Here is a 22,713-nt window from a genome sequence, read left to right as displayed (position 1 = left end):
ACATTGCTTTCCGTTTGCTTTTATGTTTAATGTTGTCTTTTCAAAGCTAGGGCTAGCTCCCTAACAGTCTTCAGTGAGTAGTTTTGGGGATAACTGAACACGACATGTTGAACTCCAGTGGCGGATAGCTGAGCCAAGTAGCCCTTCAGCTTGTCAGACGGTCTTGAGATGGAGAACAACTCCGTGGCTTTGGATGGAACGCAGTTTATCACGGACTTCATCGTGGCGCCTTCCCTGAGCCGATGCTTGCCCTCTTTAACTAGGTCGTAGAGGTTCAGCCTTCGAAGAACAGCGTCCGACGCCCCAAGAGCCACGACAGCACTGTTAATTTCCAGGAGCCTGCCTATTTCGGAATCAAAATCACTATAAACATAAGAAGGGGCGTAGACTCCAAACTGCAGACTCCTTTTGCAGTGCATTTTTACCGTTTCAAGAGCCCATTTCACATGGTCAGGGTGCGCGTAATTGAGCCAGACGCCGTCAAAGTTTGCAGCGGCTTCAAGCATTTTTGGCCCTTGTGCGCCAAGCCAGAGCCTACAGTCTATGCCTTTTTCTTTCAGCATTGTTTTGATTTGGTGTTTTACGTCTTTGAAGTAATGTTGCACACCCTCAGGGTGTTTCAGTGAAACGCCCACCCTTCTAAGCAAGTCTCTGTCCCCTGGCCCAATGCACAGTTCGAATCTTTCGCCGTACGTCTCAACCAAAGTGACGAGGCTTTGGGCTATGTGACGCGGCGTATGAAGATATGCGCTTATTAAGCCAAGGCCGATACGAATTTTTCGAGTATTCTCGGCGATAGCGGCTACAACAGCTGGAGCATACAACTGCACTGGAACATCAGAGACCCATACGTAATCGATTCCCAGCCGCTCAGCTTCAACGCATTTTTCTACAACCTCGGTTGTTGTCTCGTTGACGTTGACTCCCAAGCCGAACTTCATGCGTAGTCTCTCCACGCATTCGCGACTTCTGTCAATGCAACACGTGGCTTGGAACCATAAGGCGGTCCGAAAACAACCTCTTGAACGCCCATTCTTTCAAATCCCTTCAAGCTTTCACAGACCTGCGTAGCGTCTCCCTGAACTGCAGACTCATGTAGTAAGGCTTTATCCACTAGCCTTGCGGCGTAAGCTATCCCATGGCGTTCGCCAGCTTTTTTCACCATTTCGACCTTTCCCAAATCAAGTTGAGCCATTTCCAGAACGCTCTTAGGAGTATCTGAAAGGACATAGGCAACAATCTTCTTGACTAGACCCAAGTCTGATCTCTGTCGAACCAGCATCGTCGGAACCCATATGACAAAAGTGAAATCTTCTACCGATCTTCTGCTTCTTTCAATGCTGCTCCTCACCAGTGTAATCGCCTTTCTCAAGTAAGTTGTAGGTCCGCTCAGGACAATTCCATCAGCGATTTCACCTGCCAAGTTCAGCAGTCTGGGTCCCCTCACTCCAAAGAAGATTGAAATCGGGCGGTCCACGTTTACGCTTGAGCGATAATGATTAAGCTTAAAGTCGTCAGCCTCAAAGGTCACTTTCTCGCTCTTCCAAATCTCCCGCAGAAGGGTCGAAGCACTGCGTAACGCGCAAGCTGGATTTCGAGCAGTCATCCCGAGCTTCCTTAGGTCTTGAAGTCCGCCGATCCCAAGCCCAAGTCTGAAGTGGTTATCGCCTCCGATTTGTGCCAGTGTAGCAGACGCTCGCGCAATAGTTGTGATGTTTCTGATCAAAGGGCTGGTTACACCGATTCCGGCGACAATGTTCTTGTGTTTGAGCATGATTGTAGATACTAAGGTGAAGATTTCGTGGGCGCCTGTAATGTCGTCGCCTACCCAAACCTTTCGGATGTTCATTTTTCCAGCGATGTTTACCAGATCGTGGATTTGACGTAGCTGCATGCCGCTTGTTAAGCCAAGGACTAATTGCATTGGAGGCGACCTCTCGAAAAATGTATCTTAGAGAGAATACATGACTGTTATCTCTAAAGACTTTGGGAATATCATGAAGGCACGTGAAGGCGACCTGATCGAAACCTTCGATGGCAACATATTCGACGTAAAGGGGCTAGTCCATCCGCCTGACAAGATAATCGCCTTCATACGCTTCACGCCCGACCTGAAGGGAGAAAGACGAAGAGGCAGTACACGCTACAAGAAAATCTACCCTCTGCAAGAACGATACACCTTGCTACGCGAAAAGTTCCCACAATACTTGGTCTTCGACTCCGTATTCCACCAATGGCTCTGCGAAGTCCCAACTGGGATTGTGAAGAAACACTATCAACCAACTGAATTTCTGAGTCAACTACGCCACAGAAAAAGTCTTGACAAACTTGGACAGCAAACAGTTGAGTTGGCAGAATTACTGCACAGAGAAGCAGGAGTCAATTGGAATGCTTTGGGCGTTTCAGGTTCGCTTCTTGCAGGCCTGAACACCTCAAAGTCTGACATGGACCTTGTGGTTTACGGCTCACTTAACTGCAAGAGAGTTTACGCTGCTTTGACGCGGCTGGTTCGAGAAGAGGCGGGTAACGTAAGACCTTACACCATGCAAGATTTGAAACCATTATTCGATTTTCGTTCGAAAGATACTGTTGTGAAGTTCGAAGACTTTGTTCGAACCGAGTCCCGCAAAGCTCTGCAGGGCAAGTTTCACCAAAGAGACTACTTCATTCGGTGCGTCAAAGATTGGGACGAGACAACCGAGACATATGGTTCAATCACGTATGAACCAATGGGAGAGGCGATGATCAGCGCGACTGTAACCAATGACTCCAATATGATTTTTACACCGTGCACATATCAGATAAATGGCTTGCAATGGCTCAATGGCACGACGCCTCGAGTTCTCCGAGAGATTGTCTCTTTCAGAGGGAGATTTTGTGAGCAAGCCAGAAAGCGTGAAAGAATCATTGCTTGTGGCACGGTTGAAAGCGTTAGGGAGGGAGATCAGGAGGAGTGCTTTCGCCTCATTGTTGGGAATAGGCAGTCAGACTTTTTGATTCTTGCCCAATAACGATTGTCTAACCTTCAGTGTTTGTTCGTAGTATCTTGGACCGTGTGTCAAAGTCACCTGTTGAAAACTCTCTTCAGGTGTAGAGACTTGCTCCAAATTTCCCTCAACAACAACCAGCTCGTCTTGCTCAACCTGAAGTCGAAACTCCTCCACAAATGAGACAACACGCTGCAAGTTGTCAGGTCTAGCACCTTTCAGAGTCATGACTGGTTCAATCTGATAGATTGATGGCATGAACCCCGCGTCTGGGGCATTGGTGATGTGGGCGTGTAATTTGATCCAGCCCTTTTGCGAGATGCTAGTGATGTGGTCGTACTCGTTGTGAATTTCGTTCCAGCGTTTGACTGGTTCAAACTCTGCTTTGATCGCTCTCCCCCTTTGGGGCGGACTGAAGATGCCGTAAATGCGCTTTCTTCTCTGGTGCCACAAATACTCCTTTGGACTGTAGTTCAGGAACTTCCATTGCTTGTCATGCACGGATTTCATGTCGACGAACTCGTTACGTAGAGGCGAGTCAGCTTCGCGATATAGGATGTCTAGCGTTTCTCTCAGGCGGTCTAACTCTTTGTCGCCATAGATTATGAAATCTAAGTCTGAGAAATCAGGGTGGTAGAAGTCATGAAGGAGCGAACCGAAAACGCCAAAGTCAGACATGGGCAAGCTTGATCTCCGTAGCACGCGATCGAGAAGTGAATGCAGAGCTTTCAGAAGTGAGTCTTTGGGTCTCTTCTGAAACAAAGACTGAAGAGCCTCGTGGGGCTGCCTTGTCCTCCAAACGTTTTCGTGGTGAACCCCGATGAGCTTCCGTCTCAACGGTTTAACCCAGATAACATGTTGAGGATAATTACGGCGAACGAATCGCAGCCCTTCGTCAGTGTAAAACTTGTAATAGACTTGCCTGCCTTTTTCTCTGTAAGCTCTGGAATCCCTTGATTCGTAGATGCGGCCGGGAGCGTATTCGGGATCGCATACGTAAGCGTTTGAGGGATGCGAATAACCATACACTCGCATGATTATCCCTTCCTGAGTGACGATGGCGTCGCGGTCTCTGAGCTTGAGGAAAGCCAAGCATGAGCCTCTGAGATTGCTTCTCTCTGTTTTGTGGCGTTAATGTAAAAGCGTGTTATATACTGTTTTGGACAGACTCCACCTGTCGCTTAAATTGTCGATTCTCTTTGACTGCTTTGCGTTTCAGCGCGGTTGGGAAAGCCTATATTAACGCTGGGGTTAGTTGAAAGTGAGCTCGTTGACTATGGAGACTGCTGACGAGTACATACTGAAAGTGTCAAACTTAACGGTGGAACTTCCCAACCAAACAGTTCTTGATAATGTGAGTTTCAAGTTGAAAAGAGGCACGACGCTAGCTATAGTTGGACCGAATGGCGCTGGTAAGACGATTCTTTTCAGAGCATTGCTCAACCTGATTCCATTCAAGGGAGAAATCGAGTGGACGCCGAAAGTCAAGATAGGTTACGTGCCTCAATACCTGTCTGCAAGCGACATCCCCGTGTCAGTTAAGGAGTTTATGGCGTTCCAAGGTACTCTGAACGTGGACGATGCCTTGAGGTCAGTTGGCTTGGACTCCAAGGAAGTGTTGAACAAGCGATTAGGCGCCTTATCCGGAGGACAACTGCGCAGAGTTCTGATTGCTTGGGCGACGATTGACAAGCCGAACGTTTTGTTGTTTGATGAACCCACCACTGGAGTTGATTTGGACAGCGAGGAAGCGATCTATAAGATGCTCAATGACCTAGAGGAGAAGTACAAGATAACGATGTTACTAATCTCGCATGACCTTCACATAATCCGAGACTATTCAGACTATATGCTAGCCTTGAACAAATGCGTCACTTTCTTTGGCGAGTCTATGCGGATTATGGAGCCCGAACTGCAACAGGTGATCTACGGCGAGCCCGTGTGTGTGATTCCACAATAGGTGAGTATTATGGTTGAAGAATTGGCGTTAAGCATGTTGATCGGGGCTTCTGTTGGGCTGTCGGCAGGCTACCTAGGTTCGATTATGGTTCTTGAGAAGATGGCTCTTGTCGGTGACGCCCTCTCACACGTCGCTTTGCCAGGTCTAGCCCTTGGTCTCCTGTTCAACTTTAACCCGTTGCTGGGAGGCTTCGCCTTTCTCTTTGCGTCATCAGTCATCATTTGGCAAGTCGGAAGAGTCACTAAGCTGTCTTTTGAAACCATTGTGGGCGCCACGTTCACTCTGTCTCTGGCTGTGGGGATACTGATGATTCAAGATTTGGAAGTGTTGGAGGAAGCTCTTTTCGGCGACATTGCCACCGTGACCCTGTCCGATGCAGTAGCAGCAGTGGTAATCGCCGTCGTAGCCATATACTTAACGAAGATTGTCTACAACAAAATCGTGTTAAGTATGATTTCTGAGGAACTCGCGATCTCGAAGGGCGTAAATGTTCCCAGAGTGAATCTTCTATTTCTATTACTGGTATCGCTTGTTGTGGCAATTGGGATAAAGATAACCGGGACATTGTTGGTGGGCTTCTTGGTTGTTGTTCCCGCTGCAGCTGCGAAAAATTTGAGCGCCAACTTGTCGCAGTATTCTGTCTTGAGTTCTCTTTTTGGAGCAATCAGCGCATCTATAGGAATCTTGCTAGCAAGCCTCCTTGGCTATTTGGAAACGCCGCCTCCGCCCGGTCCGTTGGTTGTTGTTGTGGGCGTAGCGATATTTGTGACAACCACTGTGGTCAGATGGAGAAGGCGGATGAGCATCTAAGAGCCCATTTGGCAAGTCGTACCGATGATGCCCACTTTCTCGCGATGCTTCTTTCCATTTCAACCATGGGCATATCCGTCTGCCCAGGTCCACGTTTCTTCTGACCTTGCAAACGCACTTTATTTAAGTAGAGTATTATACAAGAGATGGAAATCTAAGGGTCAAGGCTTATGCGTGGGTTTAGGGACAGAGATTTTCTAAGAACGAAGGAAGGCTTTTTCTTTTGTGTTGTCGGTTCGCAACATCCGCCCAACAGAGTCATATCATATCTCAAATACGCTCCGTCGAGACTGGGCAAGTGGGGGAGGGGAAACTGGAGATTTAAACGAATGTTGAAAGACTATACGATCCCAAGCTTGCTCGAGACCTTCAGAATCTTGGAAAGAGACCACCCACAATATCTTTTCTACTCCCCGTTCAACAATGTTCTCATGACAGCAGTGCCTCTGGAATCTATGGCAAAGCATTACAAACCTGAGGAAAAACTGGTCCAGATAATGGGAGCGCAGCGATCAGACCAGCTGCAGAAAAAACTAAGAAAGTTCATACTGCTACTTGCCGAAAAAAGCGGCGTCCAGCCAGATCTCTTCGGCGTCACCGGCTCAATCCTCATCAGCATTCACCGGTTGAACATTTCAGACTTGGACGTAACAGTCTATGGCTACAAGAACAGCTTGTCCGTTAAGAGAGCAATAGTTGACGCCTACTCACTGAAAAGCTCAGAGATAAAGAGGTTTGAAGGCGCCGATCTTACATCGTGGTGCAAAAGCAAGACGCAAGCCCATCCGCTAACTTTCGACGAAGCTTTGCAGCTCTACAAACGAAAATGGAACATAGGCGTCTTCGAAGGAACCCGGTTCTCCGTGCACCCCATCAAACCAGAAGAAGAAGTCGCCGAGCAATACGCTGACAAAGTGTATGAACCATTAGGAAGCGCAATTGTCGGTTGCGTAGTCCATCAAAACCTCGACTCCATGTTCCTGCCAGCAGTCTATCAGATTCGTGAAGCAAAGGTGATCAAGGGACCTGAGGTGAATGACATTGAGGAAATCGTGTCCTATGAAGGGCTGTACGGAGACATAGCAGAAGTGGGAGAAACATTGCTTGTCAAAGGAAAACTGGAGGAGGTGGCAGATAGGAAAACCAAGAGGAAATACCACCGGTTACTCGTAGGCTCGCCTGAAGGGAAAGGTTCAGAGTATGTAAAACTGATAACCTAGCTCGTTCAGTCCTCGCGGTTTTGTATCATTTGAATCGTTCATACCGGCTCATTCCAAATCGTGTTTTAACAATTCTTATATACCTCTATAACCACATAATTAATACGGAGTGGGGTCCTCCTTTGAATGCCAAACTATGCGAAATTGGCAACTGCCTCCTGATTTTGAGGCCCTGCCTTCCTCTCTGATCCCGTCAATTAGTGTAGGGTGGCATTCAAAGGATTTTAGTTATGCCAAGTCGTGTCCTAAACTTCGTATCCCCATGATTGCATTACCGTCATTTTTTCGTCATTGTGAACCCCTCGATGTTCTATTCTCTCCGTCAAGCACTGCAAGCAGCGTTCTGGTGTCTTCTGGCACTTGTGTCCACAACGAATAATCATGCACATTCTGAAATGTCTATTTGCCAAGAACCCCGACTCCAAGGGTGCATATATCTGACGTTTCTGAAATTAAGTTTAACCTACGCCATGAACCTGCTTTGCAACTCTACGATTTCCGCACTATTTTTGGCATCCGCGTAGGCATCAAGATACACTTGGTTCAGCCTGAGGAATTCAGGTCCCCACTTGAACTTGGAAAGGAGCTTCTGGGCTTCTCCAGCGAAGCCTGCGATACACAAGGCGGCGGCCAATGCTTCAACTGTGCTTAGCTTTGTTGGCGAGCCATAGTTAACAGGGTTAGCAGCCACCAAGTATGGCAACGCTCTGCAAACACCACGCATACTAAGTTCGAACACTTGAGTAGCATGTATCCAGCTGCAGTCAATGGCGGCCAATCCATGCCGGATTATCGCTGCACGGTCGGCGGGCGAAAAGGCTTTTTCAGAAAAAGGGTTCAGAATTACAGCACCACGCGGCAACGCCTTGATGTGCCGAACCACACGCGCCAATCTGAAGCGCTTGAGCTTCAGCGTTGTACACTTTCTTGGGTCATCTTGCTCAGCGTGGTATATAGATATCCTGACTTGTCCTTTTTCAGCCAACTCTTCGCACTCTCAGATGCGACATGGGGTCGTTTATTACTTTAGGAATCCATTCGAATAGGTCGGTGGCGACCATGTGGTAACCTTTTTCTGAGGCCACGAAGTCTCCCGCGGCACCGTTTATGAAAGCTCCTGCAACCGCTGCTTCGAAGGATTCGGTGCCCTGCGCCAAGAAAGCAGCGATTATGCCAGACATTACATCGCCTGTTCCTCCGACGGTCATTCCTGGATTTCCTGTAAAATTGAGCTTTGTCCGTTTACCATCAGATATTATGTCGGTGTTTCCTTTGAGCACGATCACGCAGTTCAGTTCTTGGGCTGTCTTTTGGACCTCTGCGGCTCTCTGCTCTACATCGTCCGACAGCTCGTGGCCTGTTAGAATTCGGTATTCCCCCGGATGTGGAGTCAATACTGTGCGCGACTTCAGTTGACGCTTGAACTCCGCAAACGCTTTCAGTCCGTCAGCGTCGAGCAACACGGGGATTTTGTGTTTTTCGACAAGCTTCAACATGTCTTTGATGGACTCTTTTGTGTCTTTGTGCAGTCCTAGACCTGGGCCCATGGCAACGGCAGTTGACTTCACTAGGAAAGGCTCGATTGCAGCTATGTTGCGCGGACTGAGATGGTCGCCCTCCAGTTTGATTGTGATTAGGTCAGCTGACATTGAAGATAGGGCATAGGCAGTCCTTGTTGGGGCTGCAACATGAACTAGGTCTACGCCAGCTCGGTAAGCGGCTAACGCAACGAGGGCTGGTGCACCCGAAAAAGTTTCGCTTCCACCTACTACGAGCAATCTGCCAAAATCTCCTTTGTGCGCTGAGGGTGGGCGAGGTTTCTCGACTATTTGAACATCGCCTGGTCCTGCAAACCGTTCAAGAAGCGGAGGCAATCCTACTGAAGCTACGATTACCTCGCCCGCGTGTTTCTTGGCTTTTTCTAACCCGGGTTTCGGCTTATGGAAAGTTATTGTTAGATCCGCTTCAACTGCTTCATCGATTGCCTCGCCTGTGTCCGAGTTAATTCCTGAGGGCACGTCAACCGCCAAGCGAAATGCTTCCTTGCTATTGATTTTAGCTATTAACTGGCGCATCGGCGGTCGCGGCTCGCCTTTTAACCCAATTCCCAGCAGAGCATCGATTACAACATCAGCTTCAAAGTCTGGAATTATGGCTGAATCATGAATTTCGTGTATGGCTATGCTCTGCCTCAAAGGTTGCAGCGCGTTCCAGTTTGCTTGAGCCGCCTTGTCTGTGATTTCGCTTGACTTTCCAGCTAACACAACTTCAACCTGAAAACCATGGCTGATCAGATGCCTAGCGGCTACGAAGCCATCGCCTCCATTCCCACCTAGCCCGCAAAAAACTGCGATTCGAGCCTTGCTTGGTTTGAACCGAGCTGCGATTTCGTCCGCTACGGCTCTGCCAGCGTTTTCCATGAGCTGAAGCTTTGACACGCCGTAGTATTCAGCATTAGTTTCGAGGGCGCGCATTTCCCTGCTTGAAATCGACAAGCATGTAACGCTCCTGTACCGGTTTCAATGATTGATGGTTGTATGACAAAATATTTTAGGTTATAGGATACAACTGTGTAAGCAAAAAGAGCACAATGGAGGAATGTATGAACATTGCCTATGGCTTTCGTGTTGATCAACGCTGAGATTGGTTCAGAGGAAGAAGTGTTGAAGGAATTGAAGAAAGTGGAGGGCGTGGTTGAAGCTTTCGTGGTCTATGGGGTCTATGATGTTGTTGCCAAGATCAGGTCGGACACGATGGATAGACTTAAAGACATTGTTACATGGCATGTGCGCCGTTTGAACAAAGTTCGCTCCACGCTGACTATGATAGTGGTTGAGACGCCTTAGCCGCTTAACTTCCTTTTTTATTGTAAGTCTGCCAGAGGACTAGATTCTTATCGTAGAGCTTAAGTCTTGAATGACTGAGCTAGCGCTGAATGATCACGCTACATATCGGGATAGATGATACCGACTCGCCTCAAGCAGGCTGTACCACGTATGTGGCGTCGCTTTTGGTTGAAAGACTTCATGCTCTGGGCGTCTTGTTCATCGATTATCCAAACCTTGTGCGACTAAACCCAAACGTGCCGTGGAAGACCCGTGGAAATGGCGCTTTATGCTTGAGGGTGAGGTGTGACGAAGCGCAGGTTGAAGACATTGTGGAAGTCGTTGTTGACGCCGTGGAAACCAATAGCGACTTGTCGCATGCCGGCACTGAACCTGGCTTGGTGTTACTACCTGGGGAGAAGATTTCCGTTGAGCTGACTGCTTTTGCGAAGAAAGCGATTCAAGGCATAGTCAAAATGAAAAACGCGCTCAACTTAATCAGCGAGTACAAGGCAGAGGCTGTGGGCTTCAAAACTGGACGCGGAATCATCGGAGCCCTTGCAGCGGTAGGGGAGACTCTTGCTGAAGATCATACTTTTGAACTGATTGCGTACAGAGTCCCCGCGAACTATGGGACCAGAAGACGAGTCGACGCCGACTCAGTTTTCAAGATGAACGAGAAAACCGAGCCATTCACATTCAACAACATTGACTCAGAAAAGAGGCGAATTCTCATCTCGCCTCATGGACCTGATCCTATCCTCTACGGCATTAGAGGACAAACAGCCAACATTGTCAAGAAAGCTCACCAGATGGTCCGTTGTTTCGAACCAGTTGAGCGTTGGACCGTATTTCGCACAAACCATGGCACAGACGCCCATCTTCGACAAGTTGCCTCAATCAAAGACATACGAGCGTATCATCCAGTGGTTGTCAAAGGCGCAGTTTCCAAGCCGCCGTGGATAGTCCCTCGAAGGCACGTTGTGTTCACAATCAAGGATGCAACCGGGCAGATTGACTGTGCCGCTTACGAGCCCACTGGCGGCTTGAGAAGGAAAGCCTCTGAACTGATTGTTGGAGATGCAATTGAAGCATGTGGCGGTGTTCGTTCTGGGTCGCGCACTGGGCCGATGACCGTGAATCTGGAGAAGTTTCAGGTGACCCGTCTGGAGCCGAAGCTTGCTTTCATGAATCCATTGTGTCTGCGTTGTGGCAAACGTATGAAGTCTATGGGTGCTGGACAAGGCTTCAGGTGCGGTAGATGTGGTTTTCGTTCTGTTAAAGTCAAGAAACATATGACTGAGATTAAGAGAGGCTTGGAATCGGAACTCTATGTCACGTCGCCTCGTTCGCAACGTCATTTGACGAAACCTCTCAGTCGCTATGGGATGGAAAATATGCACAAGCCCAGAAGGATGGTTTTGCAGTGGTTTTGGGTCAACAAGAATCCAAACCTCGTGCCCTAACAAGTGTTTGTTGAGTTTTGATTCTGAATTCATATCCATTAAATAGCTAGCAGGCGAGAGTTCCGTGTCTTAGAAGGGTGAAGACTCCATTGGATGAAAATGAAGCACACTGGGCGGGACTCGTTGTCGCCACGGTGATGCTGGGCAGCGGCTTTTCCTTGCTTCTGGTCCCAACGTTCACTGGTTACGGTGCAGTTATCCTCTCGTTGGGTATTATGACGATGATTGTTGTTTTGATGACCAAGGCTTTGATAATTCAGATACAGAAGTGGATGGATTATAACGCGCGAATTGAGGAAACAGTGGCAAATATTCTTGCAATGAGGCAACAAGTGGCTCCGATTCAACCTAAGACTGAAACATTGAAAGCAGGCGAAGGTGAGCCTCATGCTGAAAAGCTCGAGGTTGAGTCGTCTGAAGAAGCAGAAATTGAGGCAACGTAAAGCCTGCTCGAAGTCAGGTCTATTTTTCAACGTTGAACATTTGCGTTAGGAGCTTGTAAAGTTCGTCGCCGCCTTCAACTCCTTTGAACAGGTCCTTTTCTGCTCTCAGTATTCTGCCGACCACCTCGTAGGTTCTTCTCCATTCAGCCTCTTTCCAAAGGACTTTGAAGTGTCTCAGCTCAAGCCAAGCTCGAAACACAAGCACTGCGAACATCCCGACTGTTACGGCTAGGTTGAGCAAGTAGATTTCAAAAAGTTCGACCATTTCCTTGAATCACCTCAAGCGTTTGATTTACAATATGACTGAGTGCGTTTTATCCGAATTTAAGATATTGTGAACTGGGCGACAGTGTAAAATTGGCGATGCGATAACATGCTCGGTGAGGACCGATGAGAATGGATGTTACGAATATAGAGTCCTTGGCGACGTTTTCATCAGAGAAGTACGTAAAAGTGCCCCTTGGGCACACAAAGGGGCTTGGGCGTTTGCTGTGCTTTGAGCCAAGGCAGGAAGTGCCTTTGCATATGCATCCTGAAGCTGACGAAGTGTTCTATGTGGTGAAGGGTGTGGCAGTGTTCGCTGTGGGGGAAGAGACAATTCAGGTGTCGGCTGGAAGCCTAGCCAGAGCCGATGCAGGAACACGTCACGGCTGGAAAAATGGCTCGGGGAATCTCATCTTACTTTCAGTGCTGGTGCCGCTTTCAAGTTATCTTGTTGCCGAGCAGGCGGCGAAGATGGAATTTGTTTAGGTGCTATCCAAAAGACATAAAAACGGATTGCCTAAACTTATGAGGCGAGGTAAGATCATTGAGCGCTTTGACGCCACTTTCATATCAGCTCGGAGTGGGAGGAATTGGAGGATTCATAGCTGGATACGCTTTGAAGAAGTTCATGAAAATCGTAGCTGTCATAATCGGTTTGTTCATACTCGCACTTGTATACCTCGGCTACAGAGGCATCATTACCGTTAACTATGGTGAACTGGGAGACTCTGTTTCGGGCGCTCTAGGTCTGTCAGGCCAAGCGGCAGAATTGATAACGCCGATTATTGCGCACTTGCCTTTCGCGGGCGCCTTCGGTCTGGGCTTCTTCTTGGGCTTCAAGATGGGTTAAGCGATTAGTTCTATATTTCCGCTGAATCGAGCCAGAGCCATGACGGTTGGTTATGGCAGAGGAGATTCCTTTTTGATAGCTTCAAGTTTATTGATTGTGCCAGTTCCTTTTGGGAAATCGAACCATAGTGGCTTAATACTTACCGTCAATTCATAAATCACTTATTAATCATGTCGCGCTGTTGACTTTAGGGTGTAAATGATTGGCAGTGCAGGCAGTTGCGACTGTTCCAGTTCCTAGCATCATGGAGTCCATACCTGAAAAGTTGGCAGATCGAAAGATCATTGTTTACAAGACTCTCATTGATCCAACCGTCATCAAACTTGCCACTGAGAAGGTCAAAGATCGCCTTTTCGTTAAATTTGGCTTTTTGAAACCTAACCCGGACCAGATACAACAGGCGTCATTTGAGAAGGATTATGAAGCGTTTGTAATTGTCGATGGGAGATACAACATAGACTACTATCGACGGCGCATTTACACCGTGAGAGTCGACGACAAAGCTCAGGAAGTCATATTGTTCAATCAAACCTTCAAGCCTGAGGTCTCAAGCGAACCAGTAGGCAAGGTAGTGCGAATTGAGGGAGAAGAACGCCTCATTCACGAGGCAAAAGCATACATTGTTCTCTCAGCCGACGGCAGAGAGGTCTCACCTAAACGCATACCTTCTGCTCCATCGGAAGAACATTCTAAGAAACTCGCTGCTGAGATCGAAGCAACCAAGAGGCTCGAGATTCTGCCAAACGAGGAAATAGACATCGTGCGAAACAAGATCGTGAGGAGACCCCCTGAGATTAAGCGCGTAGTAAAGGAGCTGTTCGAAGTCACTGATCGCGCCATCATTTACACCCCCATTTACAAGGTGAAGTTCCAGAACACTAAGACAGGCGAAGTCAAAACCGTGAAATTCGATGGTGTAACCGCTCGCCTTCTCTCATGAAGCGTCTCTGGAAGTAATCTACCTTAAGCAGCGGTGAGCCTGCAGGCTTTAGAACGCGAATTTCTTTCTGGCTACACCTGATTTCTTCCGTTCTGGGGCGGTGATTTCAAAAAGCTTCGTGAGCAGTTCGATGTCTTCTTTGCTCTGTTTAACGTTTCTTCTTGCCATAACTCGCTTTTGTGTTTCGATGGCTGACTTCAGGTAGAGTTCCGCTGGTTTTGACCCCAGGCTTTCTGACCATATTGTAAATGAAGGTACATCTTTGGTTACGAAGCCATGCACGTGTGATGCAATTCCGATTTTCTTACCTGTGTAGATTTGTGTGCCGATTGATGTTTTGGCGTGGTCTCCTATGAAGCAGCCTACTTTGGTTGTGGCTGTGTCCACGTTTTTTCCTTGTATGTCTACTTGGATGTTTCCGTATGTGTTCTTTAGGTCTGAGTTGGTTGTGGCTGCTCCTATGTTTACCCATTCGCCGATGTAGGCGTGGCCTATGAAGCCTGTGTGATACTTGTTTGTGTAGCCTTGAATTATTGTTTCTTCCAGTTCGCCACCTATCCGGCAGACAGGTCCGATGCTGCAGCCTTCGCGGAGCAATCCGCTTGCAATTGTCACCTTGTCGCCTATGTATGCTGGACCTGTGATTCTGGAGCCCGACTGCACATTGGTGCCGTTACCAACGTATATGGGTCCGCTCCGTGCATCTAAAGTCACATGGGCTTCGATGAATGAGTTCTTGCCCACGTGTACGTCTGTTTTCTTGCCGTAGACGGTGGCTTTGCTGTCGATTGTTCCTTCGGTTTCGTTTTTTCCTTCAGTTGTGTAGTCTCTTTTGATCAGTTCTGCGTTGTGGTTTACTAACTCCCATGGGTACGTGAGCAAAGGCAGTTTTGAAGTCTCGACTTGCTTGCAGTTTCTTGAGAGTTTCTTTATGCTTTGGCTGGTTAGGGGTGTGCACAGTTCATCTGCGTACCCTTGAGCTGTGTTTTGGCTTAGGTGCGCAGCGGCTACTCGTCCGTTTTGCATCATCAGAGTGTTGCTGGTGATTTTTTTCTGAATGAGTTGTTTGGTTCCTTGGTCTAAGATTAGAGTTCCGTTTATCAGAAGAAGATCGTCTTCGATAACGTTTGGTTCGTTCACGGGAAGTGTGATTCGCTTCCTCAGGGTTGGCGCGAGATACTTCCGTGTGAAGCAGATGAGCCTTGATGCCTGCAAGGAGTGTTGCGTGCGTTCGAGCAGGGTGAACATTCCTGTTCGGCATTCGTAAACTGGCCTTATGTATGTTATTGGAAGGAAGTTCTCGTAGGTTTGATCTTCGAATAGGGCGAGAATCATTTTATTGTCCTTTCCAGTCTTTCTAGTTGTTGAGGTGATTTTTGATATTTAAGTGATTCATGAGATGGCACTCGTTGGAGCCCCGGGCGGGATTTGGACCCGCGACCTACGGTTTACGAAACCGTTGCTCTGCCGCTGAGCTATCGGGGCTTGATTCACGGATATTGAGACTAAAGCCTGTTCTTAAGAGGTTTGGTGATTTGCAGTCTGTATTGCTCGTAGTGAGCTCTTGTTCATAAACGATAACAACAAAGGGCGGTTTATTCTGCGTTGTTGGATACCCTTTGAGTTCTCCGAGCCCAAAAACTGAGGCAGGCACAGGCTTTGTTAGTCCATACTTGAAGATGGCGTACATTTTGTGCTTGATAGGGGGCATCGGAGTTGCCATTGTTTACGCCTTTCAGGGTTTCTATAGTGAATTTATGTACGATTTTTCTAATGTTGCTCCGCCCTTCATTGCTGGCGTGGCCGTTGCTTCATCTTTCTTTGCTTTGCGGAGATACTGGGACTATTTTGGCAGTAGGCTCTCGATGATCTGGTTAAGTTTTGCTCTGGGAATGCTTCTCTGGTTTTTGGGGGAGGTCGGTTGGGCTTACTACACTATGGTGGTGGGCATTGAGGTTCCGTATCCTTCAATAGCTGATGTCTTCTGGCTTGCAGGGTATCTTCCACTTTTCCTTGCACTGTTGCTTTATGTTGAGCTTTTTCAACCTGCGATTTCCGTGAGGCTTTTCCTACTGGCGGGTGCAATTGTTGGCATCGTTAGCGCTCTTGTTTTTTCTTCGCTGATGATCCCGGTGTTGGCTAGCGCGTCGGAACTGGATTTTGTCACCTTAGGGATCAGCCTTGCCTATACAGGGTTGGACTTGCTTTTGTTCCTTGAGGCTGTTTTAGGGCTTTTGGTGTTCACTGTCACTAAGCTTAAGGGTCGCCTTGGGAAGGCTTGGCATTTTATGAACGCGGCGATTTTTCTTACCACCTTGGCAGATATGAGTTTCAGCTATACCACTCTGGATGGGAGTTATTTCAACGGTCACCCGCTGGAAATGCTTTACCATGCCAGCTATCTGCTCTTTGCCCTTGCCTTTTTTGTGCATTCCAAAGAACTCTGAATGGTCGCAAAGGCTTTTGTTTGCTTTCAGGCAAAACAGACGTGTAGTTTTCAGACTTGCATGTTCGAGGACCTTGTAGCAGTTGCGGTATGATGCTCAAAAAGCTTAAGCCAATGCCGAGCAGCCTTTTGAGTGTTCGAAGGAGTTTTGGGGTGAAATGAACGGGGCTATTCCCAAGCGTCCTCTGGGCTCCACAGGTGAAATGGTGTCACTGTTAACTGTGGGCGGGTTCCACATAGGTTTGCCATCCGACTTCGAGGTTGGCGTGCAGATTATCCGCACAGCAATCGATAATGGCGTGAACTTTCTGGACAATGCGTGTTGCTATCACGGTGGAAAGAGCGAGGAGATCATGGGGCGTGCGTTGAAAGAGGGTTATAGGGAAAAAGTTGTGTTGATGACTAAGAACCACGGTCGTGATTATGAAACCTTCAAGAGGCATCTGGAACTGAGCTTGACGAGACTTCAGGTTGACTGCATCGATGTGGTTCAGTTCCACGAAGTAATCGAGGAGGGCATGCCTGAACGCCTCTTCAAAGATGGTGCAGTGGACGCTGCGGTTGAAGCACGAAAGGAAGGCAAGATTCGTTTCATAGGTTTCACAGGGCACAAGAAGCCAAGCATCTTCTTGGACATGCTGCAAAGAAACTTCAAATGGGACACAGTTCAACTGCCCGTAAGCGTTTTAGACTACCACTTCAGGAGCTTCACACAGGAGATCATTCCCATCCTTGTTGAACGCAAAATCGGAGTCATCGGCATGAAAAGCCTCGCCGGAGGAAACGCCATAAGAACGGGCACATTGAAGGCTGAAGAATGCGTTCGCTACTCCATGTCACTGCCAGTTTCAACAGTCGTGGTTGGCATGGAATCCCTTAATCTACTCAAGAAACACCTCAAAGTTGCAGCCACGTTCAGCGAAATGTCTGAAACCGAGAAATCAGAGCTCTTGCAGAGGTCGGAACCTTTTGGAGAGAGAGGCGAATACGAACCATATAAGACCACTAAGCATTATGACAGCGGCCTGTAAGCTGCAGACTTAGCTTTGTGCTTTGACCTGTAGTCTTATAATCCTAGAACACGCAAACAGAGACTGAATGGTTGAAAGATATGCCCAGCCTTTATCTTAAGTGCAAAACGTGTGGCGTGAAATTTGAATCAGGTATTGTAATGGAAAAGAGGGGTTTGGAAGCCATTAAGCTTGTAGACAATCAGCATACATGCCCAAAAGGGCACATACATGCATATAGCAAGAAAGACTACTTCTTCTAAAAGGCACACTTCGGGATATATTCATCTCCAACCTTCTTTGCTCTCTTCTTCGGTTTCGTATTCGGCCATTCCCTTATAAGGGGCGAGCTCTATATAGTAAGTAGGTAGACTTCGGATAAAGGATATTGCCGAAGCGCGGTACACCCGTTTGTCTCTATCTTTTCCGTTCTGCCTAAATCTGGAAATAAACATGAAAACAGAAAACAGGACTCATCATGAAACCGGGGAATTCGAGATAGAAGCACTGGAAGAAAGAATACTAGGCTTAAGAGGTAAATGCCGAGAAGAAGCAATGGCTGCTTACCGTAAGCTCTTGGGCACTTCAAGAGACAAACCTGCGTATTTTGCGCGATATTAGCAACCGTACTTACACGAGGTGAAGTCATTTGGACATTTGGACAAGGCTTGACAAACTGCAGACAAAGATTAATGGTGAACTGAGGAGTGCAGGATCTCCCTTCTACGTCAGGATCGACGACTACAGTTACAGGACACGATCCTTTGAGTATAAGCTTGGACGTAGGGATTCACTTTTAAGCGAAGGAAAGGAAAAGGCAGAAGCAACGGAAATAATTCTAAGGCATTTTGCAGTCTGGAAAAAAAGGAGTGTCTTCCCGATTTGACCCTTATCGCACTAAGCTTCGCGTAGGCTCGGGCACTCGATCTTTCTTTTTCTGCATATCCACGTAAAGCTCAACAAAGCCGCATTCCTGACACACAAAACCAACGATTCTATCATGTTTCCCCTTCTCCAAACACTCTCAGAATCAGAAAAGCTCAACAAAGTATCCTCCACCGCGTGTCCTCAGAGTCCTTCTTTCCATATCGCCGCCACGCTTGGGACACTTCTTAACTTCACTCATTCAGAACGCTTCTTTACATTTCAATGGATTTCATGTAGCTGTGTTCTTAGGAGGGTTGGTGACCAGCCACAAACACTTAAACCGTTTTCCGCTCCATAAAAAGAAGAGCTGAGGTTGATTATTTGAAAAGCGTGGAATCTCTAGGCGAGCGCATGATAATTGACATGATTCTGAAACGCTTGGAACCAATGCCTGACATGCCTATACCCTTCGGAGATGATGCTTCTGCAGTTGATCTTGGAAACGGAAGGCTTGGCGTCATCAAGACTGACATGCTTGTGGGTAAGACTGACGTGCCGCCTGAGATGAGCCTATGGCAAGCGGCGCGCAAAGCTGTGGTCATGAACATCAGCGATTTGGCTGCAAAAGGTGCAAAGCCTGTTGCATTGATGGTTTCGCTTGGCGTTCCACGGCACTTCACAGAAAAGGACATTGAAGAGATCGCTAACGGATTGAATGCCGGCGCTCGCGAATACGGCGCTTACATTCTGGGCGGAGACACAAGCGAAGCCTGCGACCTCATCATTAACTGCGCCGTTTTTGGTATTGCTGACAAGAGAATCTTGATGTTGCGTAGCGGAGCCAAGCCAGGCGACATCGTTGCAGTCACAGGCTCATTTGGGAAGACGGCTGCAGGACTCAGAATTCTACTTGGACTTATCTCGCCTCCCGCACGGCTTGAGAAAAAGCTGATTGACAGCGTCCTCATGCCCAAAGCGCGGCTTAACGAAGGACTAGCCCTAGCGCAGACTGGCGCAATCACCAGCTCAATTGACTCAAGTGACGGTTTAGCTTGGAGCCTCCACGAACTCTCAAAAGCTAGCAATGTGGGCTTCCTAATTGATAATCTGCCAATAGCCGAGGAGGTTGCCGATCTTGCCAAGCGACATGAGGTTGACCCAGTTGAGCTTTGCCTCTATGGTGGAGAGGAATACGAACTTGTTGTGACAGTTAAGCCAGCGTTGCTGGAGAGAGCTAGGAAAAAAGTGCCACTGATCAGGATTGGCAAGGCGACAGCAGAGAAAACCCTGACGTTGAAGATGTTCAAGAAGCGAGTTCCGATAGCGCCTCGTGGATGGGAACACTTTAAAACAACCATTCCAAAATCACGAATGCGCAAAGGTGGAATCTTCTCCTAATGGTTGAATCCTGCGACGTAGGCAGCCTACCATTCGTCGGCGACATAAACAAGCTCCTAGAAGGCGCCCCAAACTACGGACAACTGACCAACGAATCGACCCTCTTCTTTGAAAACAAGGTAGTATCTGGTTTCATCGACAAGGCTCAAGCCGGTATAGATGTGCCCAACTATCCGCAGTTCAGAGACATGACACAAATGTTCATCAACATGATCAATGGACTGACCAAAGCTAGCGGAGGCTACATCGAGACGGGTACGCTGACCGTGAAATCTGGGAAAGGCTTGATGCCCGAAGCCCAAGCCATCAAAAACCGCTCGCAGTACATCTATGAAAAACTTGGACAGCCCTTCAAACTGCGAATCTGTATCACAGGACCTTATACAATCAGCTCCGTCTTCGCTTACAAGGACAAGAACACCTTCACCCGCTTGGGCAACGTGCTCGCCCAGATAATCGACGCCAACATGTTCAATGATAAGCATGGCGGCGTGAAACTAGTCTCAGTTGACGACCCCGTCTTCGGCTTCGTCGATGATCCCCTGCTGGACCGCGGCTCAGAAGGCAGAGAAAACCTGCTCAAAGCATGGGAAACCATCATGCAGAAGATTCAAGCAAAAGGCGCGCAAACATGCTTGCACCTGCACAACACCTCGGACGAATTGTTCTGGCAAGCCAAATCCCTAAACATTATCGAGTCACACGTCGACGACACGTTCTACCAAGCTAAACGCACCAAACAACAACTCGAAGCCACTGACAAATTCCTCAAAGCAAGCATCGCCATAACCGACTTTGACCAACTGATCCGAAACCAAATAGTAGGCACCTCAAACCAGAAAATGAGTGACGCCGCCATCAACGAAAAAATCGCCGACGCTTGGAAAAACCTGAACGCAAACAGCATTGACCCAAGCGGGTATCTTGAGACCGTGGACATAATGAAACATAGGCTAAAGGACTCCATCGAAAGATTTGGCGAGAACAGAATCGCCTATGCTGGACCCGAATGCGGAATGCGAAGCTTCCCAACATACGAATCCGCCATAGAATACCTAAAACGAATATCTCAGACCGTCAGATCATAAAGAAACCCGCATGCTAGTGTTTTCAAAGAGAGAAGCCACCTAAAGCTTGATAGTGACGCTAAAAGCGATTTGTCATGAACAACTACATAGCCCATCAGCCGCCGTCTATTTGGATCATATTAACAATAGAATGCAGAAACCCTAGAGGGAGCTATCCCATCAAACATTCGCACATTCCCGACACTGAAGTGGTAGTCAACAAACATGCGGCGCAGACTACCTGCTTCTGAACAGAAACCAGCTCGGTATTATTACTGATTCTAAGTGGAAGTTAATAACATCTGAAACAGAAACCCGCCACAAACAGCCCACCCTTCCATGTTCAACTGCAACTGCCCAAGCCAACACAGCGATCTGGATGATGATGTCACTAGGAACAGTTTGACGACGATGTCCACACACCCACAGCCGCTAAACGCACTTCCAACACAGGTAGAAGAAGGCTAAAGGGAAAAGGCGCCTTCTTCTTTTGAAATCTCTTTTCCCGCAGCCGTCCTAGTCGGCAGAAACGAGGCTTAGCTAAGCCTTGCCAAACCACTGTTCTAACGTAGTTGCGCCCTTGCTCTTCTTTATGCCCACACTCATTTTTTCTAAAGCCTTTCTCACCCGTTCCTCGTCAAAGTCTCGTTCACCACACATGAACGCGACCACGCCTTCCACATCTGGTTCACGCCAAGCCAGAGGATAATCGTCCCTGACATTTGGGTGCAGAAAAATCTCGCGTATACGCTGAGGCTCAACTGGAATCTTGGCTTCCTTAAGCGAGAGCACGACTTTCTCTATGGTTCCATGCTCTTTAATCAACTGCAATGCTGTTTTGGGTCCGATGCCCTTCACGCCTTCAGGGTTGAAATCCGTGCCTACTAGTATGCCTATGTCCACCAACTGCTCGCGTGTGATGCCCAGTTCATCCAGCACCTTGTCTAGTTCAATTGTTTCAGGCACAACTTCGACGTACACGTTTTTTCTGGGCAGCTTTCTTCTTCCGCTGATGGTTACGTTGCGTAAGAGTTTTGGTGCGCCGAATAATAGGCTGTCGTAGTCTTGGCTGGCACAGTAATCTGTGTCGCCCTTCATGGTCATGTGGGCAGCTTGGGCTTCGCCTTCGCTTGGCGCCTGCACCCACGGTATGCCCAGTAGTTTGAGCAGGTGTTTGGCGTCGTCTGCCATGTAGTCCTTGAGCCGTGAGGTCATTTGGGCATATGTGCGAGCTTCCTCCATTTTGCCTTCCTGCAGTGCTTTTTCGTATTTGACTAGGGCTTCTTCTTTTACGTGGGCGCGGCGTTTGATTTCCACTTCCTTAAGCGTGGGTGGGACGCCGTCGAACACGTAGGCGGCTTTGATGCCCATTTCGACTAGGTTGCTGGTGCGGTAGAGCAAGCCGCTGAGGTGGCTTGTCACCCTGCCTGTGTGGTCTTTGAGTGGTGTGCCGTCTGGTTGTCGTATGATAGCTAGGAACTGGTAGAGTGCGTTGTATGCGTCTATGGCTATGGATTTGCCGTTCAAGTCGGTTAGGTTGACTGTGGTTTTTGGAACCAAGTCGCGGAGGTTGACGCCCATAAGGTGTAGGTATTAGTACGCGCACAGAAAAAATTTTTGTGTTTGAAGCGGGGCTTTTCAGGGTGTTTTTGGGGTTTTGTTTTGGTTTCTGTATGGTGTGTGTGGCTCTGTTGGCTCGTGTTTTGTGGTGCGGTTCAACATGGTTTGTGGTGCGCTTCAATGTTGTTTAGCGTGCGCATTGCCTATGTTGGGTGGAGCAGAGGGGATATAAGGGAGTCACCGCTAAGGATTAACAAAATTGCGTATTGAGGTTCAGATGAGCATGGGTGAAAAGGCTGCTGCGACCGCGTCAATGCCTATGTGCACGTCGTGTCACAAGATAATCTCGCCTAGCACTGAAGCCACCAAGTTTCAGTGTCCCAGCTGCGGCGAAATCACGATTTGGCGGTGTGGCAGATGTCGCAAGTTTGGCAGACCGTACAAGTGTCCAAAATGCGGTTTTGAGGGACCTTAGAGCTTTTTTTTAAATCAAGACCGCGTGGTTGTAACTGTGCGCTAGAAGGCGGCTTAGCGCCTATGGTCTTCTTCTTCCGACTGAAAGCAAGAACATCAGTTTATGATATGTTAAGTCATTCTGTG

Annotated in this window: 25 protein-coding genes and 1 tRNA gene; 17 read left to right on the top strand and 9 right to left on the bottom strand. The window is 48.0% G+C overall.

Annotation, left to right across the window (positions count from 1 at the left end):
* Positions 1-26: 26 nt before the first annotated feature.
* Both VJ249_07015 and VJ249_07010 read right to left on the bottom strand, forming a co-directional pair.
* Positions 27-941 carry an LLM class flavin-dependent oxidoreductase gene (locus VJ249_07015; protein HKZ94311.1) on the bottom strand — a complete coding sequence of 305 codons (915 nt, stop codon included), beginning with the start codon at positions 939-941 and terminating at the stop codon, positions 27-29.
* Positions 938-1,924 (bottom strand): LLM class flavin-dependent oxidoreductase, encoded by a 987-nt coding sequence (locus VJ249_07010; protein HKZ94310.1) that lies wholly within the window; start codon positions 1,922-1,924, stop codon positions 938-940. Before VJ249_07010 ends, VJ249_07015 begins: the two co-directional genes overlap by 4 nt.
* A 40-nt stretch (positions 1,925-1,964) precedes the next feature.
* On the opposite strand from VJ249_07010, the gene VJ249_07005 reads away from it, so the two are divergent.
* Entirely contained in the window at positions 1,965-3,011 is a 1,047-nt protein-coding gene (locus VJ249_07005; GenBank protein HKZ94309.1) for a hypothetical protein, read from the top strand.
* Here the strand turns inward: VJ249_07005 and VJ249_07000 are convergent.
* Entirely contained in the window at positions 2,985-4,079 is a 1,095-nt protein-coding gene (locus VJ249_07000) for a nucleotidyltransferase domain-containing protein (GenBank protein HKZ94308.1), read from the bottom strand. The two genes, VJ249_07005 and VJ249_07000, sit on opposite strands and share 27 nt — an antisense overlap.
* Positions 4,080-4,248: 169 nt before the next feature.
* Between VJ249_07000 and VJ249_06995 the strand changes: the two genes are divergently transcribed.
* The 3 genes from VJ249_06995 (at position 4,249) to VJ249_06985 (ending at position 6,977) form a co-directional block, all read left to right on the top strand.
* The gene (locus VJ249_06995) at positions 4,249-4,947 is read left to right on the top strand and encodes a metal ABC transporter ATP-binding protein (GenBank protein ID HKZ94307.1); all 699 of its coding nucleotides are present in this window, start codon (positions 4,249-4,251) and stop codon (positions 4,945-4,947) included.
* Between the two features lie 9 nt (positions 4,948-4,956).
* Positions 4,957-5,757 (top strand): metal ABC transporter permease, encoded by an 801-nt coding sequence (locus VJ249_06990; protein HKZ94306.1) that lies wholly within the window; start codon positions 4,957-4,959, stop codon positions 5,755-5,757.
* Positions 5,758-6,086: 329 nt separating this feature from the next.
* On the top strand, positions 6,087-6,977 hold the full coding sequence (locus VJ249_06985) for a hypothetical protein (GenBank protein ID HKZ94305.1): 891 nt from the start codon (positions 6,087-6,089) through the stop codon (positions 6,975-6,977).
* Between the two features lie 463 nt (positions 6,978-7,440).
* Here the strand turns inward: VJ249_06985 and VJ249_06980 are convergent, their stop codons facing one another.
* The gene (locus tag VJ249_06980) at positions 7,441-7,962 is read right to left on the bottom strand and encodes a DUF367 family protein (protein ID HKZ94304.1); all 522 of its coding nucleotides are present in this window, start codon (positions 7,960-7,962) and stop codon (positions 7,441-7,443) included.
* The gene (locus tag VJ249_06975; GenBank protein ID HKZ94303.1) at positions 7,955-9,472 is read right to left on the bottom strand and encodes an NAD(P)H-hydrate dehydratase; all 1,518 of its coding nucleotides are present in this window, start codon (positions 9,470-9,472) and stop codon (positions 7,955-7,957) included. Before VJ249_06975 ends, VJ249_06980 begins: the two co-directional genes overlap by 8 nt.
* Positions 9,473-9,586: 114 nt before the next feature.
* On the opposite strand from VJ249_06975, the gene VJ249_06970 reads away from it, so the two are divergent.
* The 3 genes from VJ249_06970 to VJ249_06960 all read left to right on the top strand — a co-directional run bounded on the left by VJ249_06970 (position 9,587) and on the right by VJ249_06960 (position 11,711).
* On the top strand, positions 9,587-9,823 hold the full coding sequence (locus VJ249_06970) for an Lrp/AsnC ligand binding domain-containing protein (GenBank protein HKZ94302.1): 237 nt from the start codon (positions 9,587-9,589) through the stop codon (positions 9,821-9,823).
* 89 nt (positions 9,824-9,912) lie between these two features.
* Entirely contained in the window at positions 9,913-11,268 is a 1,356-nt protein-coding gene (locus VJ249_06965; GenBank protein ID HKZ94301.1) for a tRNA(Ile)(2)-agmatinylcytidine synthase, read from the top strand.
* Between the two features lie 89 nt (positions 11,269-11,357).
* Positions 11,358-11,711, top strand: coding sequence for a hypothetical protein (locus VJ249_06960; protein ID HKZ94300.1), 354 nt, complete (start codon positions 11,358-11,360; stop codon positions 11,709-11,711).
* 19 nt (positions 11,712-11,730) lie between these two features.
* Here the strand turns inward: VJ249_06960 and VJ249_06955 are convergent, their stop codons facing one another.
* Entirely contained in the window at positions 11,731-11,976 is a 246-nt protein-coding gene (locus VJ249_06955; GenBank protein HKZ94299.1) for a hypothetical protein, read from the bottom strand.
* Between the two features lie 125 nt (positions 11,977-12,101).
* On the opposite strand from VJ249_06955, the gene VJ249_06950 reads away from it, so the two are divergent.
* The 3 genes from VJ249_06950 to VJ249_06940 all read left to right on the top strand — a co-directional run bounded on the left by VJ249_06950 (position 12,102) and on the right by VJ249_06940 (position 13,765).
* Positions 12,102-12,461 carry a cupin domain-containing protein gene (locus tag VJ249_06950; protein HKZ94298.1) on the top strand — a complete coding sequence of 120 codons (360 nt, stop codon included), beginning with the start codon at positions 12,102-12,104 and terminating at the stop codon, positions 12,459-12,461.
* Positions 12,462-12,519: 58 nt separating this feature from the next.
* Complete coding sequence (locus tag VJ249_06945) at positions 12,520-12,825, top strand: FUN14 domain-containing protein (GenBank protein HKZ94297.1); 306 nt, start codon at positions 12,520-12,522, stop codon at positions 12,823-12,825.
* A 202-nt stretch (positions 12,826-13,027) separates the two neighbouring features.
* Positions 13,028-13,765, top strand: a complete 738-nt coding sequence (locus VJ249_06940; GenBank protein ID HKZ94296.1) for a hypothetical protein — start codon at positions 13,028-13,030, stop codon at positions 13,763-13,765.
* Between the two features lie 48 nt (positions 13,766-13,813).
* On the opposite strand, the gene VJ249_06935 is transcribed toward VJ249_06940, so the two are convergent.
* Positions 13,814-15,100, bottom strand: coding sequence for a putative sugar nucleotidyl transferase (locus VJ249_06935; GenBank protein ID HKZ94295.1), 1,287 nt, complete (start codon positions 15,098-15,100; stop codon positions 13,814-13,816).
* A gap of 75 nt (positions 15,101-15,175) precedes the next feature.
* Positions 15,176-15,250 (bottom strand) — tRNA-Thr (locus VJ249_06930).
* A 188-nt stretch (positions 15,251-15,438) separates the two neighbouring features.
* Here VJ249_06930 and VJ249_06925 point away from each other — a divergent pair.
* The 6 genes from VJ249_06925 to VJ249_06900 all read left to right on the top strand — a co-directional run bounded on the left by VJ249_06925 (position 15,439) and on the right by VJ249_06900 (position 20,574).
* Positions 15,439-16,212, top strand: a complete 774-nt coding sequence (locus tag VJ249_06925; protein ID HKZ94294.1) for a hypothetical protein — start codon at positions 15,439-15,441, stop codon at positions 16,210-16,212.
* Between the two features lie 157 nt (positions 16,213-16,369).
* Positions 16,370-17,242 (top strand): aldo/keto reductase, encoded by an 873-nt coding sequence (locus VJ249_06920; GenBank protein ID HKZ94293.1) that lies wholly within the window; start codon positions 16,370-16,372, stop codon positions 17,240-17,242.
* A gap of 432 nt (positions 17,243-17,674) precedes the next feature.
* The gene (locus VJ249_06915) at positions 17,675-17,842 is read left to right on the top strand and encodes a hypothetical protein (protein ID HKZ94292.1); all 168 of its coding nucleotides are present in this window, start codon (positions 17,675-17,677) and stop codon (positions 17,840-17,842) included.
* A gap of 28 nt (positions 17,843-17,870) precedes the next feature.
* Positions 17,871-18,107 (top strand): hypothetical protein, encoded by a 237-nt coding sequence (locus VJ249_06910; protein HKZ94291.1) that lies wholly within the window; start codon positions 17,871-17,873, stop codon positions 18,105-18,107.
* 371 nt (positions 18,108-18,478) lie between these two features.
* A complete protein-coding gene (gene thiL / locus VJ249_06905) occupies positions 18,479-19,486 on the top strand; it encodes a thiamine-phosphate kinase (GenBank protein HKZ94290.1) in 1,008 nt (335 codons plus the stop codon).
* Positions 19,486-20,574, top strand: coding sequence for a hypothetical protein (locus VJ249_06900; protein HKZ94289.1), 1,089 nt, complete (start codon positions 19,486-19,488; stop codon positions 20,572-20,574). Before thiL ends, VJ249_06900 begins: the two co-directional genes overlap by 1 nt.
* A 519-nt stretch (positions 20,575-21,093) precedes the next feature.
* On the opposite strand, the gene fen is transcribed toward VJ249_06900, so the two are convergent.
* On the bottom strand, positions 21,094-22,134 hold the full coding sequence (fen, locus tag VJ249_06895) for a flap endonuclease-1 (GenBank protein HKZ94288.1): 1,041 nt from the start codon (positions 22,132-22,134) through the stop codon (positions 21,094-21,096).
* Positions 22,135-22,396: 262 nt separating this feature from the next.
* Here fen and VJ249_06890 point away from each other — a divergent pair, with 262 nt between their 5' ends.
* Positions 22,397-22,588 (top strand): zinc finger domain-containing protein, encoded by a 192-nt coding sequence (locus VJ249_06890; protein ID HKZ94287.1) that lies wholly within the window; start codon positions 22,397-22,399, stop codon positions 22,586-22,588.
* Positions 22,589-22,713: the final 125 nt, after the last annotated feature.

It is taken from the genome of Candidatus Bathyarchaeia archaeon, assembly GCA_035283685.1.
In the GTDB taxonomy this organism is placed as follows: Archaea; Thermoproteota; Bathyarchaeia; order Bathyarchaeales; family Bathyarchaeaceae; genus DATETJ01.
The sequence above is the reverse complement of the archived record's forward strand: the minus strand, read 5'-3'. Positions and strand labels throughout refer to the sequence as shown.